This is a genomic window from Anaerolineales bacterium, assembly GCA_003105035.1.
Classification (GTDB): domain Bacteria; phylum Chloroflexota; class Anaerolineae; order Anaerolineales; family UBA4823; genus FEB-25.
Window position 1 is genome coordinate 12,509 of sequence record PQAL01000035.1, and the last position, 20,189, is coordinate 32,697.

The window sequence follows — 20,189 nt, forward strand, 5'->3', positions numbered from 1 at the left end:
CTGTGTACCAAGAAAGAAAATTAGGAAATGATAAACCGCTCAAAAAAGACAGCATTAAAACAAGAGAAGCGATTAGCAATTCACTGAGATCATAGGTGGAGTTTACGTAAAACCTGTCCCGCCTTCTTCACGACAAAAAAGTTCAGAAACTAAACGATGACTTTCTATTCGTCGGCAGGCAGGAGGCCTATGGCTTCAGGTTTTGCATCAATCCCCTTAAAATTCTCAAAGGTCAGGTCACGAAAAGTCAGACCCAGCTGCGTCCGCATGCGCTCGAAAAGAACCGTGTAGCTATCCATAATACGCCTGTCCCAATTGAAGCCCAGCTGCTGAGCCAGCCCATGGATGCTTTCAGCATCCGGTCCTTCGATTTCAAGAAAATCACCATTGGGCAGCTCATCCAGCACGACTTCCAGGTCCCTGACCAGGTAGGTGGTGCGGTACTTTTCGTATATCGTGTAAACCTGGTAACCAAGCGCTTCCAAAAGTGCCCTGGCAGTATCAAAATCTGATACGGTGAACTCAAGCTCCTGGCGCAGGTGCGCACCACCTTGCGATACACCAGGTCCTTTGTAAGTCACCCTTGTGCGCGTGTCTCGCCGTAAGCGTAGCAGCTTGCCTTCTGATGATAATGACCCACCAGGGGTGTCAAAACGCAGATTGCTCTCCAGCACCCGCGGGGCGATCACCTTTCCTAAAGCAGATATTTTTTTCTCTATCTCGTTTCGCCGGGAGAGGTAAAACTTGATTTCCAGCTCATTACCTTCGATATTCATTTAGTCAAAATCCTTGGGTTCCGCTCATACCACACTGAGGATCGTTTCCTTCTGTTCAACCCGCTCGCCTGCACGGATGCGGATACGGGTTACTTTCCCATCCCTGGGTGAGCGCAGCTCATTCTGCATCTTCATCGACTCTAAAATCACCAGGACATCACCCTTGCGAATTCCCTGACCCTCTTCAACTGGGATGGATATGACCATTCCCGGCATGGGGGCCTTAAGGTGAAAGTCCTCATGTTCGATGACCCGGCCTCCGAGGGCTGCCCGCAAGCGTTTCTCCCGCTCATCTTCCACGGTAGCCGCGTACAACATGCCCTGAAATAGCACCTGCCAGGTGTCTTCATTTTGAGTAACACTGGCATCCACGGATTTTCCGTCCACAATCAGGGAGTAGACCTGCTCGTCGCCGACCGGCATAAAATCCACCTGGTGAATCACTCCGTCGATACACACCTGGTGATCATCGATAATGTCAATCACATATTCATGTCCGTTGACCATGGTTACATAAATCATGGCTACTTCCTCAACCTTTCCCAACGGCTTAACCATTTCCAATTGCTGGTATCGCGTTCGTTGCGCTGGATCACATGGGCTGCCCTCTCGGTCTGTCGATGAGCCACAAGGGTTGCCAGCAAAGCGGCAACTTCAGGCTGTGTTTCCTTGGCCTCTTCGGCTTCTTCAATGGAGAAACGCTCTTCCACAAAACGCGTATCATATTGGCCACCCATGAAGCGGTGCGAATCCATCAGCCGCTGATGGAACGGGATGTTGCTGTGCACGCCCAGGATTTTATACTCCTCCAGGGCTCTACGCATGCGCAGGATGGCTTCACCACGCGTATCTCCCCATACGATCAGTTTTGAGATCAAAGAGTCGTAATAAGGCGACACCTCAAAACCGATATACACGCCCGTATCCACCCTCACTCCTGGGCCGGTTGGCAGCAGGGTATGAGTAATGCGACCAGTGGACGGGATGAAATTATTATATGGGTCTTCCGCATTGATTCTGCACTCAATTGCCCATCCATTGTGATGAATGTCCTCCTGGAGGTGGCGCAGGCAGCGCCCTCGGGCGATACGGATCTGCTCCTTGACGATGTCGATTCCGGTGACCATCTCAGTGATAGGGTGCTCCACCTGTAAACGGGTGTTCATCTCCAAGAAGTAAAAATTCTTGTCCTTGTCCACCAGAAACTCGATCGTGCCGGCGTTGACGTAATTAACTGCGTGGGCAGCTCTGACGGCCACTGCCCCAATTTTCTGGCGGAATTCCTCATCATCACCGACGAACGGTGAAGGGCTCTCTTCCAGAAGTTTTTGGTGCCGGCGCTGGATGGAACATTCACGCTCACCCAGGTGAATCACGTTATCCTGCCCATCTGCCAGGATCTGGATTTCGATGTGGCGTGCCCCCTCCACTAATTTCTCCAGGTAGACGTTGCCATCCCCAAAGGATGCTTCTGCTTCACGCCGGGCTGCGTTGAGCAGTGTCGGCATCTCCTCCAGGCTCGAAACTTCGCGCATGCCCTTACCACCCCCACCTGCGGTGGCCTTCACCAAGAGCGGGAAACCGATCGAAGGCGCTATGGCAAGCAGCTGCTCATCACTCAACGCGCCTTCCCCTTCCGTGCCGGGAACCACCTTCACACCGGCGCGACTGACGGTGCTGCGCGCGACAGCTTTATCGCCCATAGCGGCGATGGATGAGGGATTGGGGCCAACGAAGGCAATTTTTGCATCGCGGCAGGCTTGTGAAAACTCCGCCCGCTCAGCCAGGAAACCATACCCCGGGTGGATGGCTTTTGCTCCGCACTTGCGAGCAATATCGATGATCTTGTCAATTCGCAAGTAGGAATCGCGCGAAGGAGCGGGTCCCAGGCGGTAGGCTTCGTCTGAATAGCGCACATGTAAGGCCTGTCGATCTACATCTGAATAAACCGCCACAGTTTGTAATCCGAGTTCCCGACAAGCCCGGATGATGCGAACTGCGATCTCACCCCGGTTGGCAATCAGTACTTTATTGAACATAAAACCACTCCATCGTATTCATATTCAGCCATGTCTTAACAAAATAGCCGCATTCTCCTTAAGAAATTCAAGCAGCCTGGGATTGAGTATCGCTGCGTTCTCCTGGGGCAGCATGTGCCCTGCTTGCTGTACGATCCAAGCTTCGGCACCAGCGATCGCCGCGGCTGCATCTAGAGCGTGTTGGGGTGAAGCATGTTCATCCAGCTCTCCCTGCACGATTAAGGTTGGACACTTTATCTCTTTAATGACCGGGCGCATGTCCCAACTTAAAAATTCATAGCGGTGCCAGCCATCATACCAATTGTGGAACACCACTTCATACTTCATGCCATGAGCCTTATACATACCTTTCCTGAAGCGTTCATCTGTTTCAAAAGCCTTTCGAATGCCCTGGATACCCGGCTTCATCCTGGGTTCAATATAGATATGGGCCGCTACAGCCACCAGGCAGCTAACCTGGTTTGGATATTGAGCTGCAAAATAGAGGGCGATCGTTCCACCATCGCTGTGACCCACCAGCGCCGTCCGCTGGATACCCAATTGCTCCAACAAGCTGTGCAAGTCCTGGACGTCTGTGGCGAAAGTCGGCAGGTCCAGGCTTGCCCTGTGTTCAGAGGCGCCATATCCCCAGCGGTCATAAGCAGTCACATGGTAACCTGCCCCGCTCAGCGCTTGTATCTGCGAACGCCAGGCTTTAACAGAACCCAGTCCATGGTGAAGCAGGATGACATGCGGTCCGTTTGCCGGTCCATATTGCTCCACATTCAGGTTGTGCCCGTTAATAACCATCTGCATTTTCACACTGATTTCAGATGGATCATCCACCATTCGTGAACAGGCCATGCCAGGAATTTTTCAGCATCTCGCCCGTCCTGCAAATAATGACGATTGAATTCTTCATAGGGGGATGCAGCCGTGTTTCTTGGGCGGGTTCGTATCGCGCTTGTTGCTGAGCATCTCCAAGCCATTAATCAAGCGCGGACGTGTCTCCCAGGGCTCAATGACATCATCTATATACCCCCGCGAGGCGGCAATATACGGGTTGGCAAATTTCTCCCGGTAATCCTCCACCAGCTCCGCCTTCTTCTTGTCGGGGTTTTCAGACTGTGAGAGCTCCTTGCGGAAAATGATGCTCACCGCCCCGTCGGGGCCCATTACAGCGATCTCGGCAGAAGGCCAAGCCAGGTTCACATCCCCGCGTACGTGTTTGCTGCTCATCACATCATAGGCCCCACCGTAGGCTTTACGAGTGATGACGGTGATCTTCGGCACAGTGGCCTCGCAGTAGGCATACAACAATTTTGAGCCTGAGCGGATAATCCCACCGTGCTCCTGGGCAGTGCCTGGCAAGAAGCCCGGCACATCCACAAAAGTGATGATGGGGATATTGAAGGCATCACAAAAGCGGACGAAACGGGCACCCTTTTCTGATGATTTGATATCCAGCACACCTGCCAGCACCATCGGCTGGTTGGCAACGATGCCCACGCTGTGGCCCCCCAGGCGGGCGAACCCGATCACAATATTTTGGGCATACATTTCTTGAATTTCAAAAAACTGGTTGCCATCCACGATCATCCGGATGGCATCCTTGATATCATATGGCTTGCTGGGGTCATCCGGGATGATGGAGTTCAACTTCTCTTCCATACGCAGCGGATCATCATCGATGCTCAGGAAGGGCGGATCCTCCATGTTATTCTGCGGTATGTAGGAGAGTAGTTTCCGGATCAAGTAGAGTGCGTCCGGCTCAGAGTCAGCTGCCAAGTGGCACACGCCTGATATTTCGGAGTGAACATCTGCGCCGCCCAATTCTTCAAATGTGACTTCCTCGTGGGTCACAGCCTTGACCACATCCGGCCCGGTGATGAACATGTAGGATGATTTACGCACCATGATAATGTAGTCTGTCAGAGCTGGTGAGTATACTGCGCCACCTGCGCAGGGCCCCATGATCACGCTGATCTGCGGGATAACCCCTGAAACGAGTGTATTACGCAAGAAGATATCGGCGTAACCACCCAATGAGACCACCCCCTCCTGGATGCGCGCCCCGCCCGAATCGTTTAACCCTATCACCGGTGCGCCGTTTTTGAGCGCCATATCCATGATCTTGCACACCTTCTCGGCATGCACTTCACCCAGGCTGCCGCCAAAGACGGTGAAATCCTGCGAGAAAATATACACGAGCCGGCCTTCGATCGTACCCCAACCAGTGATCACACTATCGCCGAGGAATTTTTGACGGTCAAGGTTGAAATCATTCGTCCGGTGGGTAACAAAGGCATCCACCTCACGGAATGAGCCCTTATCGAGTAACAGGTCTACCCGCTCCCTGGCAGTCAAACGGCCACGCTCATGTTGGGCCTTGATCCGCTCAGCCCCGCCGCCCAACCTCCCCTTCGCTTTTGTCTCTCTCAGCCGTTTTACTTTCGGATCATCGCTCATGTTAATCTCCAGCAGGTTGATAAGTATATTTTCACGGGTAACGATTAATTATTGATGCTTTCCCTGTCAATTTGCCCTTCATTATGACTGGTGACCAGATCCTGTGCAGCAAAATATGCTTTCACCCTGGCTCGGTTCAAGGTCCACTCCATGAAAACTAATAAGACCACGGTCAGCCCAATCGCAAATGGCCAATTGGTTGGCAGGATGACCTGCATGGTGCTGGTGGCTCCACTGACGGGGTGGTCCTTTAAAAAGACCTGGTCCAGCCAGTAATATAGGGCATAAGTCAGGCCAACAGCTTGCATCAACCTGGGTGCCCATGATTTCGCAGTCCATAATCCCCAGATGAGTGCCGCACCTGCCATAAACCAGACCAATCCGGTGAGCGCCAGGTATAAGGGTGAAATTATAGACCGGGAGGCAATGAAACTCCATGACCAGATACTCAGCACAAAACGCAAAAAGCTAATAATCGTGATAGTTAACACTATCAGCACCAGCAGGGTTACGCTCCGCGGGCGTTTTTTAACCTCAAGCGGATAATCACCGGGTGATTTTTCAGGTTCGGACGGGGCTTCTATGTTATCCATGGAAAAGTGAAGGCGCGTGGATCAATTGATGGACAAGGTGATTTTTCCAAGCTGTTCGCCCTTTTCCAGGCGATCCAAAGCTGCAGCCGCATCTTTGAGCGGGTAATCACGATCCATGACCGGTTTAAGCTTACCTTCAAAGATTAAACCCATTACTTTGGCAAAGTCGGCGCGGGTTCCCATGCTGGAGCCGAGGACTGACAGGTGCTTGCCGAAGATCAGGCGGTTATCGATCTCAAATTTCGGCCCTCCCGAATTGCCTACCGTCAGTATGCGCCCGCCTTTTCCGGCAGCGCGAAAGCTCAACGGGAACGTGGTGCCCACATTGTCAACCACCACATCGACGCCGCGCTTCTCAGTCAGGGTATATACGGTCTTTGACCAATTCTCCTCTTTTGTACGGTCAATGAGCTGGTCGGCACCCAAGGCTTCGGCCAGCTTGAGCTTCTCAGGATCAGAACCTACCACAACTACAGTCGCCCCGGCAAGTTTGGCAATTTGGATACTGGCTGTATTTACCCCTCCAGAAGCGCCTACCACCAGCACACGCTCGCCCACCTGTAATCCGCCTCGTACGATCAACGAGTGCCAGGCAGTATGGAAAACAAGCGCAGCCGCGGCAGCATTATGCAGGTCAAAATCGGCAGGGACTGAGAGCAGGTTCATGGCTGGAACAACCACATACTCCGCATAAGTGCCCCGCACGGTTTCCCCCAGCAGGTGCCAATCGCGGCAACGGTTATCTTGCCCAGCAACGCAAGCCGGGCAATGGCCGCACCCGAGATTGGAATTGATCACGACACGGTCACCCACATGCCAACCACTGACGAACGCACCTGTTTTCGCCACCGTTCCCGCCCCATCTGCTCCAGGGATGTGTGGGTATTCGAGCTTGATACCAGGCCAGCCGTTGCGGGTCCACAGGTCCACCCGGTTGAGTGCAGCTGCCTCCAGCTTGACCAGCACCTGCCCCTCCCCTGGTTCAGGGGTGGGGAAGTCGGTATACTCGAGTACTTCAGACCCACCGTGCGTGTGAAATAAGATCGCTTTCATCGATACCTCCGCTTTCCCCTGTCAATCCTGGGCTGGGAATGAGACAAAGGATAAGTAATCTGGATAGTTTACCGTATCATTCTGTCATGATGGTGGAGAGACATTTCCCAATCTCGAGGGTAATCGGTTGTGTAATTGAGCTCTGACCCAGCCAGGATACGGCATCCCAATCCGGTTGCCAGGAGCGAGTATTGTACTTTGTATCCCGGGTTTAATGCCATGCAATCATCGAATATTCAAAGGATATGCCTCATTACATGAATGAGGCATGCACTTGACCTTATCTACCCCTTTTTATCGTGTAAATCCTATCCAAAACTATCGAAGTCCCAGCTCGAGACGTGAGATGACCAGGCGCTGGATTTCGCTGGTACCCTCATAGATCTCAGTGATCTTGGCATCCCTGAAGTAACGCTCAACGGGTAGCTCCTTGCTATAACCCATGCCACCATGAATCTGCACTGCGGTATGGGCCACAAACATAGCCGTCTCTGAGGCGAAGAGCTTGGCCATGGCTGCTTCACGGGTGAAGCGCTCACCGGTAATTTTGGACCGTTCCTTCGCCAAGGCTGCGTTATACACCAGCAGCCGTGAGGCTTCAATGCGCGTCTTCATATCTGCAATCTTGAAGGATATCCCCTGGAATTCACCAATCTTGGAACCGAACGCTTCACGCTCCTGAGCATATGCCACGCTGGCTTCATAGGCTGCTTCGGCAATCCCTAACGACTGGGCAGCAATCCCGATCCGGCCCGCATCCAAGACAGCCATGGCGATCTTGAAGCCATCCCCTTCTTCACCCAATCGGTCCTCCACCGAGCAGCGGTATTCTTCGAAGAGGATCTCACTGGTGGCAGAAGCACGGATACCCAGCTTGGGCTCTTTCTTGCCACGCACGAAGCCTGGTCTGGTGGCATCAATCAGGAAGGCAGTGATCCCGCGATGCTTTTTCTCAGGGTCAGTCATGGTAAACAGCACGATATAGCCAGCCACCGGACCACTGGTTACCCAAGACTTGCGCCCGTTAATGATATAGTCATCCCCATCCCGCACAGCCCGGCTACGCATGGTCCCCGCATCCGAGCCCGACATAGGCTCAGTCAGGGAATATGCGCCAATCGTTTTACCGGAAGCTACGGCAGTAACATACTTTTTCTTCTGAGCTTCCGTACCAAACTTCATGATACCGTTGCAGAACAGGCTGTTATTGACCGACATGATGGTGCCGTGTGCAGCATCCACCTTGCAAATTTCCTCCAATGCCAGAACGTATGCCAAGGTATCCATCCCGGAGCCGCCATATTCTTCAGGCACTTCGATCCCCATGAAGCCCATCTCACCCATTTTCATGATCGTCTTGGAAGGAAATTCGCCGGTCTCGTCAAACTCGGCAGCCACAGGTGCAATCTCTTTTTGGGCAAAATTACGCGCTGCGCTGCGAATACTTTCATGCTCATCAGTAAACGGAAATAAGCCACTGCCAGCCATTGTGTCCTCCGTATGATTTATGTATGAATATCGATTTGATTATAGCATGGAAGGTTTAGGCCTTAATTATCACGCCATTCTCACACTCAATATCAGGGGAGTGGTATATACTATAGTCAAAGCAGGGACCGATATACTGGAATGCTATCGCGACTTAAAGCTTTTTTTATTGGCTCACCCCTCCCCACTCAACAGCTGGCTGACAAACGCCTGAATAAAATCCGTGCCCTGGCCGCATTTTCACCAGATGCATTGTCCTCTATTGCCTACGCCAACCAGGAAATTTTCCTCGGTTTAGTACTGGCCGGAAGCGCAGGCTTGATCCTCGCCTGGCCTATCGGGCTGGCCATCACCGCTCTTTTGGCAATCGTTGCCATTTCGTATTACCAGACTATTCAAGGTTATCCTTCCGGTGGGGGATCCTATGTAGTTGCCCGAGAGAACCTGGGGACAATGCCAGGATTGGTGACAGCTGCAGCCCTGCTCATTGATTACCTGCTTACTGCAGCAGTGAGCCTGACCGCCGGGGTTGAAGCGATTGCATCAGCTTTTCCTGCCCTGCATGAGCACCGGGTACTGATATCCTTGGGATTGCTGCTGATCATCACCTTCGCCAACTTGCGTGGTCTGCGAGAGACAGGGACATTGATGGCTATCCCGGTATATCTATTCCTGTTCACTTACCTGCCTATGCTAGCGTACGGGATGTATCAGCTAATTACTCATGGAAGCATATCTTTAGCCTCTACAGCGCCACCTGCCGCACATCCCGTGACACTTTTCTTGATCATGCATACCTTCGCAACCGGCTGCACCGCCCTGACGGGTATTGAAGCCATCAGCAATGGTGTACCCGCTTTCAAGCCACCGGAATCAAAAAACGCCGGCCAGACCTTGATTGTCATGGCCATCCTGATGGGTATCCTATTCGTAGGCAGCATTGGACTCACCCAATACCTGGGGATCATCGCTGCCCAACAGGAGACAATCCTCTCGGCCCTGGCACGCCACCTGCTCGGTAATGGATTTCCTTATCTGCTGATACAGTTTTCAACCATGCTCATCCTGGCTGTGGCCGCGAATACCAGTTTTGCCGGCTTTCCGCGCCTGGCAGCCATCCTTGCCAAGGATGGATTCCTACCCCGCCAGTTCACCGGCCTGGGTGACCGGCTGGTCTTTGCAAATGGAATTATCGCCCTGGCGATTGCCACAGCATTGCTGATCATCTTGTTTGGTGGGACCAGCCACCTGCTGATTCCTCTCTTCGCAGTGGGGGTATTCCTGGCTTTCACCTTATCGCAAGCCGGGATGGTCAAGCACTGGTGGCGTGATCGGAAAAACAACCGGCGCTGGCTGGCTAAAGCTGCCATGAATGGCCTGGGAGCACTCGCAACTCTGACCACCTTGCTGATCGTGGCAGTAAGCAAATTTCGCGAAGGGGCCTGGATCACCCTCCTGCTCCTGCCTCTAATTGTGTTTGCTTTCTTACAGGTTAGAACACATTACCAGAAGGTGCGTCAGCAGCTCAGTTTGCGTGGCTTACCGCCCGATCTTAAGCCTCTGCCTCCCATGCGATTAGTTGTGCCGGTTTCGGGCGTCCACCGAGGCATGGTGCCGGCAATGGATTTTGCACAGTCAATCTCAAAAAACATTACCGCGATTTATGTGGAGCTTGAACCTGGTGCAGGTGAAGAACTGCGCAAAGAATGGGTCTGCTGGTGGCCCGACATCCCTCTGGTGGTTTTAGCATCCCCGTACCGTTCGATCATCCAACCCTTACTGGATTACCTGGATGAAGACGATCGGCAGCACAACGATGGAACTTTGGCTGCGGTTGTTTTGCCAGAATTTATCCCCGCCCGCTGGTGGCAAGCCTTACTGCACAACCAGACCACCCTACTCATCCGGGCAGCCCTGCTCTACCGTCGTCGTACGCTGGGATTCCAACGCATCATCATCGATGTCCCCTATCACCTAAAGAAATAGACAAGGAGCCAACCTAATGAAAATCCTGATCGCAACTGATATGGAAGGTATCACCGGTGTGACCAATTGGGACCAGGTGGATCCCAACCATGCTGAATACCCACGCTTCCGGCGCTTGATGACCGGTGATGTCAATGCCGCAATACGAGGTGTGTGCGCAGCGGGTATCAAAGACATCCTGGTGACGGATGGTCATGATCGCGGCACCAATCTCCTGATCGAGGAGCTGGATCCCTGTGCCCAGCTGGTGTGTGGTGATTACTCGCCCCTGGCTATGGTCCAGGGAGTGGACCAGGGTGTGGATGGAGTCATCTTTATTGGTTATCACGCCAGGGCTGGCTCTCAGAATGGCATCCTCGATCACACCTGGTCAAGCCGCCGGGTAGCCAACCTGTGGCTGAATGAAGTGCTGGTGGGCGAATATGGGCTGAACGGGGCAGTAGCTGGTTACTTTAATGCTCCTGTGCTCATGCTCACTGGAGACCAGACGGTGTGTGCCCAGGCATCAGAGCTGTTAGGAACGATTGAGACGGTGGTGGTGAAAACCGCCGTAAGCCGTATGGCTGCGGTATGCCTGCCTCCCCAGGTCACCGAAGAATTAATCCAAAAGACTGCCATGCAGGCGGTAAAGCGCTTAGAAGCAGGCGAAGCCCCGAAGCCGTACACCGTTTCAAAGCCTGTGAAGGTTACGATCGATTTCAACACCTCCGACCAGGCGGACCAGGCAGCCATCTTCCCGGGAGCGACTCGCCTGGATGGCCGGCGCCTAACTTTCATCGCTAAGGACATGCTGGCAGCGTATTTGGGATTTCAGGCTGCGGTGGCCCTGGTTGGTCTGTAGTCCCAGCCATGCCCCTGTATACCATCGGATACAGCAACCACCCGATTGACCGCTTCCTGGGACTGCTGCTGGACCATGGCATCAGGCTATTAGTAGATGTACGCAGCACGCCTTACAGCCGCTTTAACCCACAATTTAACCAGAAAGCACTGGAGCAGGCTTTGCACACCCGAGGCATTGTGTACTACTACCTCGGGGATGTACTGGGGGGAAGGCCTAAAGACCCTGCGTGCTATATCCACAACACAGTGCCCACCAAAGCTGATGACTTCATGCATGAAATTGACTACCCTGCGGTGATGAGGCAACCCTGGTTCACCCAGGGCATCGACAGTCTGCTCGAGCTGGCGGGCAGGCAGCTTACCTGTATCCTGTGCTCGGAAAAAGACCCCGCCCACTGCCACCGGCATCATCTAATTGCCCGCTACTTATTGGCTGAACATCCCAAGATGACCATCTGGCATATCCTGCCAGATAGCAGCCTGATTAACGCTGGATTTCTACTGGGTCCTGCCAGCCACACAGACCTGGAGCAACTGTCATTCAAAGTGTAAAGTCACCCATTAGTATTGGTCGGGGATAAATGAGATTATTACATGCGGTTGCCTGGTCTACAACCCTCTCAATTTCCCTTAAACTAACTATGCTATAATCCCCCCGCAGAAAGGGAAATTATGCTTAAGAAATTCGTTACCATTTTCGGCGGTGACCCAAACAAGAAAGCCCTGAATAAGTCAACCGAGATCGTTGACCAGGTAAACAGCCTAGAGCCCCAGTTTGAAGCGTTGAGCTCCGAAGAGTTACTGGGTAAAACCATGGAATTCAAGCAACGCCTGGCAGAGGGTGAGACTCTGGATGACCTGCTTCCAGAGGCGTTTGCTGCCGTGCGCGAAGCCAGTAAGCGCACCAACGGCCAGCGACATTATGACGTCCAATTGATCGGTGGGATCTCATTGCACCAGGGTAAGATCGCTGAAATGCGCACTGGTGAAGGGAAAACCCTGGTGGCTACTTTACCGCTCTATTTGAACGCCTTAATGGGCAAGGGCTGTCACCTGATAACCGTCAATGATTACCTGGCTCGCCGTGATGCGCGCTGGATGGCCCCTATATTCAACGCCTTAGGGTTGAGCGTAGGCGTGCTGCAGATGGCCTCCCGTACCGAGAATGGCAAGAAAGCCTTCATCATTGACCTTGAAAAGACCTCTCCGCACGAAGATCAGCACCAGTTACGTCTGGTTGACCGGCGTGAGGCTTATGCGGCGGATATCACTTACGGAATCAACTCGGAATTCGGTTTTGACTACCTGCGCGATAACATGACCATGCGCCTGGACGAGCGCGTCCAGCGCGGTCACTATTATGCCATCGTGGATGAGGTCGATAACATCCTCATCGATGAAGCCCGCACACCCCTGATCATCTCCGGGCCAGCCCAGGATGAATCAGAATGGTACCTACGCACGGCCGTGGTCGCCCGTCAGCTGAGGCCCGAAGATTTCGAGCTGAATGACCGCGACCGCACCATCACCCTCACTGAGCTTGGTGAAATGCACGTCGAAGAATTGCTTGGCGTTCCACTGCGCGACCCCGATCGCCCTGAGGATGTCACGCCTGAGCAGGCCCGCCTGATGGGTTTTCTCGAGCAAGCCCTGCGGGCCCAGTATCTGTTCAAGCGCAACAAAGACTACCTGGTGCAAGCTGGTAAGGTAGTGATCGTTGATGAATTTACCGGCCGGCTCATGCCTGGACGGCGCTGGTCAGATGGATTGCACCAGGCTGTTGAAGCCAAGGAAGGTGTGCGCGTCCAGGCTGAGAACGTGACCTACGCCACCATCACAATCCAGAATTACTTCCGCATGTATGAAAAGCTATGCGGCATGACCGGTACCGCCCTGACCGAAGCGGAGGAGTTCGACAAGATCTACAAGCTGGATGTAATCGCCATTCCCACCAACCTGGAATACCAGGCAATCCGTGAAGGGTCCTCGCTCATCCAGCTGGAGGACCGGGATGAGCAAGGCTACAAATACAACTTTTATGCCCTGCGCAACGACCCCGATAAAACACCGGTCTTCTTCAAGCGGAAGGATTACCCGGATGTGATCTACCGCACCGAGGAAGTCAAATTTCGCGCCATCAGCAGCGAAATCCTGCGCCTGCACGCGATGGGCCGCCCCATGCTGGTCGGTACGACCTCGGTTGAGTTATCCGACCATCTCTCAGCCCGCCTACGGGCTGAGCCGTTACGTAAGCTGACCCAGGTAGCCCTGCTGCGCCAAGCCTGGCTGGAAAAGAACAACCGTGAAGAAGATGGACGGCTGATCGAAGAGTTGGTACCCCTCAACGCACCTCTCGACCAGTTACAGGTGGCTGAGATGCGCAAGATGGCACGTGACCTGGGGATTTCCTTCAACCCGGAGGACCCCGAAAACCTGTCGCGCCTGATTGAAATTCTCGAGCTCACACCCGAGGATAGTGGACGATTGAAGGGAGACCTGGAAGCCGGCATCTCCCACCAGGTGTTGAATGCCCGCAAGCACACCGAAGAATCGCAGATCATCGCAGGGGCAGGCGCATTTGGGGCGGTAACCATCGCCACCAACATGGCCGGTCGTGGTGTAGACATCAAGCTGGGCGGTGAGCTGCCTGAAGGGGTGATCGATTCAGTCAACCGCGTGCTGCGCCGAGCAGGCTATGCTGACCCGTACGATATGCGCCACGAAGAAAGACGCCAGGCTCTCGAAAAGCTCACCACCGAGCAGATCGGTATCTACGAAGCCGATATCAACACCTTTTTAACCTACATGCAAGACATGCAGCGGGTGAAGGACCTGGGTGGCCTGCACGTCATCGGCTCTGAACGCCATGAAGCGAGGCGCATCGATAATCAGCTGCGCGGCCGTGCTGCTCGCCAGGGTGACCCCGGATCATCCCGCTTTTATCTCTCGCTGGAAGATGAGCTGATGCGCCGCTTCGGCGGTGGCCAGGTTGAGTCGATCATGCAGCGCATGAAGATCGACGATGCGGTACCCATGGAGGTGGGCCTGGTCAGCCGCCTGGTGGAGCAGTCACAGACGCGCGTTGAAGGTGCCAACTTTGACGTCCGCAAGCACCTGTTGGAATACGATGATGTACTGAATACCCAGCGCAAAAGCATCTATGGCCAGCGTGATCGCATCTTCACCAAGCAAGACCTGTCAGAGGATATCAGTGAGCTCCTGGCTACGGAAGTCAACCGACGCGCTCCTGAGGCATTGGACGATGCAGAAGGTCCATGGAAGCTTCTGGCCTGGCTGGACCAAATCCAGCCGCCGCTCGACCTGGCCGGGTTGCTGTACCCGTCCTATTCCCTCAAACTATTGGTGGACTACCTGGCGAACCGCCAGAAGTCCTATTCGTCTGCTGCAGATCTACGCGATGCCCTGCTCAGTCTGGCTTCAGAAGCCTTGACGGCGGAAGAGACACACCTGCTGCATACGATCGACGAGTTGCTGGCCTCCAGCCATGAGCGGCTGGAAAGCCAGGCCAAGGAACGCTTGGACGCTCTCGATACCTTTTATGAAGGGCTCAACCTGGGTGAGGCGGATGAGGCCGCGCCTCGCTCAGCACGGGAGCTACTGGATGAGCTGGTGGGCATGGTGCATGTCAATATCCGCCTGACCCCCGAAGAGTTACGCCTAATGCGGGATGACCCCGAGCAGGTACGCAAGTCCATCCGTTCGCAGATCGAGAATGCTGTGGCTGGACAATCTGTTATGCGCCTGGTGGGTGCCATCGAACGCCGTCTGGAAGATAGCGTCGATCTGGATGCAACCCAATTCGACACTTCCGATTGGGAGAGCATGGCTGACCAGGTGTACAAGGCTACCCAGCAAATCCTCTCCAAGCGTCGCGAGCGCCTGCTTGGCAATGGCGCTGGCCCTGCGTCAGGTCAGCTGTCCCATGATTTGGAATCGGCTCTGGCCAAAATCAACGGACCGGTCACCAGCAACCATCTGTTGGGTCTATTGCTGATGATGCCTCAGGGCACCAAGGCCTCGTTTGACAAGAAGACCCACCGGCGGGTGCTTGAGCGAACCACGCGCCTGACCTATATTTACCTTGCCACCAAGCTGCTTGAAAAACGCACCTCGGAAGACATCACCGAAGATGTGCTGAAACACCTACAAAGTGCCCAGGAGACCATTCGCCGGGCCTGGGGCGCAAGTGAATTTTCCCGCATCGCTGCATCCCGCTTGCCGGACCTCGAGCCCAACCTGCGCGATACACTATGCAGCTTGCTGGGCGAACAGGTATGTGCCAGCCTGCAGACGCAACCCCTGCAAAGCTTGGACCGAGAACAGATTCTTACCGTTATGGATGAGCTGGGCAGGCGCATGCTCACCGAAGTCTACCGCCAGCTGCTCCTGGGGGTAATCACCGAGCTGTGGGTGGATTACCTGACCCAGATGGAATCCTTGCGCATCTCGATCGGCCTGGAGGCCTATGGGCAGCGAGACCCACTGGTGCAGTATAAATCCAAAGCCTTCGAGCTGTTCCAGAATCTGCTCAAGGATATGCGCAGCGGGGTGATCACGCGCATGTTCACCTTCCGTCCGCGCGTTCAGACCAGTATCCAGGGTGAAGGCAAACACCTGGTCACCGAGGGTGCGCTGGAAGCAGGAGCAGAGCCAGCCGAGACGGGTGGGGATGGACAAGAGCAGGCTGAGGAAGCAATCGCGGAGGAATCGGGTGAGGAAGAACCTGAGGTGGAACCTGCCGCACTCAGCTCAAATCAATCAGAGCTCAGTCGGTCACAGAAGCGGAGAAGGCACCGAAAATAAGGAAGATAATAGAATAACCACTAAGGATTGAAAGACCCAAAGGTTCTTTTATAACAGCTGACCTAAATATGATAGTTTTAATAGGGCTATTCGAACCTCATAAATAGAAAACAACCGCCCTCCTTTTCAACAAGGAGGGCGGTAAGTTATCGCCTAAATGTTATCGTGTCACTTTAGTGGCTATTGAGATCATTTCATTATCGCCAGGGTAGACATCGCGGGCATTGATGAGTGTGACGACAGCTTTGAAGGTGACTTTGCCCAAGGCGGCATCTTCAGCGGTGAAGGTGTAATTGAAGGTGAAAGCTTGGGCCCTGCTGGGTGGACGGGCGGGGATGGGTTGGGTGATCGAACCCACCAGCTCATATCCATTTACGGTGCTTTTGTACAGGTCCACCGTAATATCTTCGGCATAATTCAAGTTCTTTATGTAGACGGTAATCGTCTTGGTTTGGCCGGCGCGGGCGGAAGTGGGTACGACGAAGCGAGTGATCCCAACATCATGGGTACGAACCTGTACCGTTTGGGAGGTCGAGGCTGTACGTCCATCTTTCGTCATTGCAGTCAACTGGACTGTGTAGTCACCATCAGCCGCATATGCATGGATGGGGTAGCAATCCGATGCGCTGTTCCCATCACCAAAATCCCAGGTACAAGACTGGGTATCTGACCCACCCGGATCGGAAGATTCATTGTTAAATTGAATGCCTTCCAACTTCATCGGATCTAAAGGACTAAAGCTAAATTGGGCTACAGGCGCTGGCGCTGGGTAAAAGTTAAAGTTTATTGTAGTACCCCAATATTCTGCACCATTGAAGGTTTGGATGTAGTAGGTCTTACCAGCCTCAAACCTAGTGGTTGCTCGAATCATAGCATAGTTATTCCGGCATTCTAACAATTTCAGGTTATTTAAATCCGTGCCGGAATACACAGCAATGACTGGGTAGCTGCCTTGGGCCTCAGAAGTATATGAGCCGCTTGATGCTGGAGTAAAAGCATACCAGATCGTTTTTTGAAAATACCAGTAGCTGCAAACACTTGGCTCACCAATTTCCGTTGTGGCAGATACAGCCTCAACAAAATCGGAATAAGGAACTTCAGTGATCACCTTGGCATCAGCAAAATTATCGTTACTAGGTGGAGGAATCAGTTCCATCGTGAATGTTACTTCACCGCCATTATCGGTAAAAACCTGAAAATAATAGGTCGTCCCCGCAGATAACGTAATATCTTTCTGAGAGAAACTCCAATCACTCATACAATCGATCATTTGCAGATTAGCTAGATCCGAGCCCGTATAGGTAGCTAGCCTTAGATATCCATCGCCAGATAGCTGCCGCCTGTACAGACCATCACTAGGAGCTAAGTAAGAATACCAAACTGTATGCTGAGCATACCAGTAACAGGGATTTGGCTCTCCTGGCTCTGCTGTCGCTAAGGCTGTGTTCACTGTTTGGGAGAACGGCAATTCTGGAATTGCCAGGGCATTAACGAAATCGTCATTCGCTGGTGGAAGATTCTCGGCGATACTTAGTGTGACGATTCCTCCGACGGGTGATTCTCCTGGTGGTGGGTACGCTCCGACCTTGATAGCCATCAGCTCAAAATAGTAGGTTGTACCACCGAGCACAGCAAAATTAGTGGTTATCTGTGAATTAAGCCAACAGCCCACTGGATTAAGATTCCCACCTTCTGAGCGGAAAATCGACAATACAACATAAAAGTCAGCATCTGTACTCACGGAGATATTCAGGCTTTCATCTTCAGCTGGAGCGTAAACATACCAAATCGATCTGCCCTGAATTGAGCACGTGTATGGATCACCCGGCCCAATCGTCGCTTCAGATGTATCCTGACTATCACTAAAGGGCAAACTCGAGATTTCTGTAGCTGCGCCTATATCATCGTTCCCGGGAGGCGAGGCTAATACAGCTATGGCACTGAATGCCAGCAGGATCGTAGTGATCATCAAAATGCCTGCCAGGTTTTTAATTTTTTGAATTGTGTTCATGCTCTCCTCATGCAATTCTTTTTTGTAAAATATGTACTCTTATTATCAACGTTATGCTTAGAGACCAGTCCATTCACATGGTCAATGTCATCTAAAATTCGTCGATGGCGGGCTATTTTGTTACCTTGATCGCATAAGATATCAATTCATTATCCAGTGGAAAAGCATCACGCGCATTGATAATGTTTGCGATCACTTTGAAGGTGACCTTCCCTACTGCTGCATCCTCCTTGGAAAATGTGTATGCGAAGGTGAACAGCTGAGCCCGGTTGGCGGGACGCACCGGCATCGATTGGACGAGCGATCCGACCCATACATTTCCATTTGCAGTAATCTTGTACAAGTCAACCTGGACTGTTTCTTGATAATACAGGTTTTTGATATAAACATTGATTTGCTTGGTTTGACCGACGCGGGCGGAATTGGACACTTCGAAGCGGGTGACCCCGACATCATGAGTCCGGACTTGCACAATCTGTGATGTTGAAGCTGATCGCCCATCCGAAGTTGTTGCCTCCAAGTTGACTGTGTAGTCACCATCGCTTACATATGTATGAATGGGACTCCAATCGGTTGAGCTAGTACCATCTCCAAAATTCCAATTACAGCCTACAAAAGCACCGACAGGATCATAGGAATAGTTGTTAAATTGAATCGAGTCGTATTTGTTTGCATCTCCGGGCCAATAATTAAAGTAGGCTTCGGCAGGTGGTGTGGGGTAGAGATTAAAACCAATAATATATGGACTGTCCCAATAATAATAAATGTACACTTGGTAATAATATGTCGTATTCGCTTCTAACCGTACAGTTAACCTGGTTGGTGCATTCCAATCACCCACGGCACAAGCAATATTATTCAGGCTGCTCAAATCAGAACCGGTATAGATCGCCACAACAGTAAAATAACCAGCGTCAACAGTATACGAACCATTGGTTGTAGGTCTGAATGAGTACCATATCGACCTTTGAGCTTCCTGTCCACAACCAGCTGGCTCACCCGGCTCTGAAGTCGCAGCAATTACATACACCGAATCTGAGTAGGATGGTTGTGAAATTACCTTGGCGTCAATAAAATTGTCATTGGTTGGCGGTGTGACCTGGTAAATATTAAAATTAATATTCAAACCCATATCATCAAATGCAAAGAAAGTTTGAATGTAGTAGGTTGTACCAGCATTAAGGTACAACGTTGACTTAGCCGAATACATAGAAGTTTGGCAATCTACTACTTGCAAGTTATTCAAATCAGATCCTGTGTAGATGGCCAGAACTGGGTGCGAGCCTCCATTGGATTCAAGGCTATAGAACCCATTTTGTGCCGGAGTATACGAATACCAAATAGATTTTTGGAATATCCAGTAACATCCCATAGGCTCGCCCTGCTCAGTGGTCGCATCGGTTGTATCAATGATGTCAGTGTAAGGCGTACCTGGAATTACCCTGGCATCGGCAAAATTATCATTGGTCGGAGCGTCAGCCAAGGCAGTGATAGCCGTGATGGCGAGCAGGATGAGTGTGAGCACCACGGTACCTGCGATGTTCTTGATTTTTATTTTTATGTTCATGTTCTCCTCAAGTAATTCTTACATGGTGGAAGAAGCGAACTCGGGTTACAGCCGACCAGCCGATCGCAGATCAAGTCACTATCTTCCAGGTAGCCGTTAGTTTTCTTTGAATCCAGCATAGCTGATAATCACCTCCTCGAGAAATACTCTATCGGTCAAGCTTTCATTAGCCTCAATGTGATTCGTGAGATTAAACACGATGAAATTATTATTCCAAACATCAACTGCCAATACCAGTATCATCACTGCCAAAAAACGCCAAAATGGTGAGCAGCTCAGGCGATTTCTCCTAATAGAAGCAAAAAAAACACTTGCGTGGACTTATGATGAGCTATTTACCGGTAATAGCCTATGAATTACGAATGAAATCGTATCAATTTAAGAAGGAAAAAAGAAGCCGCGGGTGATGAAGAACCCAGTTGGAGCCTGCAGAAGCTAGCACCTGCCAGGTACAACTGAGCCGATCATAGAAGAGGCAGCGGCACCGGAAGTTGGGCCTCGACGGATGCATCTATCTAGACATACTCCAGTGGAGCGTCTCTCCATCCAGGAATCAAGTAG

The 20,189-nt window shown here is 52.2% G+C and carries 14 protein-coding genes; 4 read left to right on the forward strand and 10 right to left on the reverse strand.

The genetic code is table 11. From position 1 onward, the window contains the following. Positions 1-164 precede the first annotated feature (164 nt). The 8 genes from cyaB to C3F13_14705 form a co-directional block, all read right to left on the reverse strand. The gene (cyaB, locus tag C3F13_14670) at positions 165-776 is read right to left on the reverse strand and encodes a class IV adenylate cyclase (GenBank protein ID PWB51101.1); all 612 of its coding nucleotides are present in this window, start codon (positions 774-776) and stop codon (positions 165-167) included. A 24-nt stretch (positions 777-800) separates the two neighbouring features. Next, the gene (locus C3F13_14675; protein ID PWB51102.1) at positions 801-1,334 is read right to left on the reverse strand and encodes a hypothetical protein; all 534 of its coding nucleotides are present in this window, start codon (positions 1,332-1,334) and stop codon (positions 801-803) included. Then, the gene (accC, locus tag C3F13_14680; protein ID PWB51103.1) at positions 1,301-2,815 is read right to left on the reverse strand and encodes an acetyl-CoA carboxylase biotin carboxylase subunit; all 1,515 of its coding nucleotides are present in this window, start codon (positions 2,813-2,815) and stop codon (positions 1,301-1,303) included. Before accC ends, C3F13_14675 begins: the two co-directional genes overlap by 34 nt. Positions 2,816-2,839: 24 nt before the next feature. Further along, positions 2,840-3,658, reverse strand: a complete 819-nt coding sequence (locus tag C3F13_14685; GenBank protein ID PWB51104.1) for a hypothetical protein — start codon at positions 3,656-3,658, stop codon at positions 2,840-2,842. Between the two features lie 54 nt (positions 3,659-3,712). Next, positions 3,713-5,263, reverse strand: a complete 1,551-nt coding sequence (locus C3F13_14690; protein ID PWB51105.1) for a methylmalonyl-CoA carboxyltransferase — start codon at positions 5,261-5,263, stop codon at positions 3,713-3,715. 44 nt (positions 5,264-5,307) lie between these two features. Next, positions 5,308-5,856 carry a hypothetical protein gene (locus C3F13_14695; protein ID PWB51106.1) on the reverse strand — a complete coding sequence of 183 codons (549 nt, stop codon included), beginning with the start codon at positions 5,854-5,856 and terminating at the stop codon, positions 5,308-5,310. A gap of 21 nt (positions 5,857-5,877) precedes the next feature. After that, on the reverse strand, positions 5,878-6,909 hold the full coding sequence (locus tag C3F13_14700; GenBank protein ID PWB51107.1) for an alcohol dehydrogenase: 1,032 nt from the start codon (positions 6,907-6,909) through the stop codon (positions 5,878-5,880). 318 nt (positions 6,910-7,227) lie between these two features. Then, the gene (locus C3F13_14705; protein ID PWB51108.1) at positions 7,228-8,397 is read right to left on the reverse strand and encodes an acyl-CoA dehydrogenase; all 1,170 of its coding nucleotides are present in this window, start codon (positions 8,395-8,397) and stop codon (positions 7,228-7,230) included. 141 nt (positions 8,398-8,538) lie between these two features. Here C3F13_14705 and C3F13_14710 point away from each other — a divergent pair, with 141 nt between their 5' ends. The 4 genes from C3F13_14710 (at position 8,539) to C3F13_14725 (ending at position 16,050) form a co-directional block, all read left to right on the forward strand. Further along, positions 8,539-10,383, forward strand: a complete 1,845-nt coding sequence (locus tag C3F13_14710; protein PWB51109.1) for an amino acid permease — start codon at positions 8,539-8,541, stop codon at positions 10,381-10,383. Between the two features lie 16 nt (positions 10,384-10,399). Further along, positions 10,400-11,224, forward strand: a complete 825-nt coding sequence (locus tag C3F13_14715; protein PWB51110.1) for a peptide ABC transporter substrate-binding protein — start codon at positions 10,400-10,402, stop codon at positions 11,222-11,224. 8 nt (positions 11,225-11,232) lie between these two features. After that, complete coding sequence (locus C3F13_14720; protein PWB51111.1) at positions 11,233-11,778, forward strand: hypothetical protein; 546 nt, start codon at positions 11,233-11,235, stop codon at positions 11,776-11,778. A gap of 120 nt (positions 11,779-11,898) precedes the next feature. Further along, on the forward strand, positions 11,899-16,050 hold the full coding sequence (locus C3F13_14725; protein PWB51112.1) for a hypothetical protein: 4,152 nt from the start codon (positions 11,899-11,901) through the stop codon (positions 16,048-16,050). A 160-nt stretch (positions 16,051-16,210) separates the two neighbouring features. Here the strand turns inward: C3F13_14725 and C3F13_14730 are convergent, their stop codons facing one another. Further along, on the reverse strand, positions 16,211-18,061 hold the full coding sequence (locus C3F13_14730) for a hypothetical protein (GenBank protein ID PWB51113.1): 1,851 nt from the start codon (positions 18,059-18,061) through the stop codon (positions 16,211-16,213). 112 nt (positions 18,062-18,173) lie between these two features. Next, entirely contained in the window at positions 18,174-19,628 is a 1,455-nt protein-coding gene (locus tag C3F13_14735; GenBank protein ID PWB51114.1) for a hypothetical protein, read from the reverse strand. Positions 19,629-20,189: the final 561 nt, after the last annotated feature.